The following is a 536-nucleotide window of genomic DNA, read 5'->3' as shown; positions in this document are numbered from 1 at the left end:
CATCCCCGGCAGTAGCGCTTTCATGAAAGCGATCGGCGTCAGCATGTTGGAATCCAGTGCCTTGATGAAATCCTCACGATCCCAGTCCGACCACAAACCCGGAGGCGGCCCGCCCGCATTTGTGACAAGAATATCAATACCCTGTGCTGCCTCGATCACTTGCGCCTGACCTTCGGCCGAGGTCACATCACAGGCCACCGTCTCAACCACAACGCCATGATCCGCACGCAACCGCGCCGCTTCAGCTTCAAGTGCCTCAGCACCGCGCGCATTCATCAACAGATCAACGCCTGCTTCAGCCAACGCCTCGGCACAGCCCAGCCCAAGCCCCTTACTGCTGGCACACACCAACGCACGTTTGCCGCGAATTCCCAGATCCATTCTGATCCCCTCTGTCTGTTGTTGCCCGCATGTCTAGCACCAGCCAGACTGAGAAGACCAGAATTCAACAGGCCCTAGTAAAAGAACTCTTCCCTCACAATTTTACCATCGGCCACGTGGTAGACACCCACTTCGCTCATATCGAAATTCTCGCC

At 56.5% G+C, this 536-nt stretch carries 2 protein-coding genes; both read right to left on the bottom strand.

Annotated elements, in window-relative coordinates; all coding sequences use genetic code 11:
- Positions 1 to 381 (bottom strand): SDR family NAD(P)-dependent oxidoreductase (locus ACR0E6_RS22995; protein WP_480587780.1); only part of this gene is annotated, 381 nt, incomplete at its 3' end.
- A 74-nt stretch (positions 382 to 455) separates the two neighbouring features.
- Positions 456 to 521, bottom strand: coding sequence for a hypothetical protein (locus tag ACR0E6_RS22990; protein ID WP_480587784.1), 66 nt, complete (start codon positions 519 to 521; stop codon positions 456 to 458).
- Positions 522 to 536 lie beyond the last annotated feature (15 nt).

It is taken from the genome of Ruegeria sp. AP12 (assembly GCF_056540025.1).
This window is presented reverse-complemented; position numbering and strand designations above follow the sequence as displayed.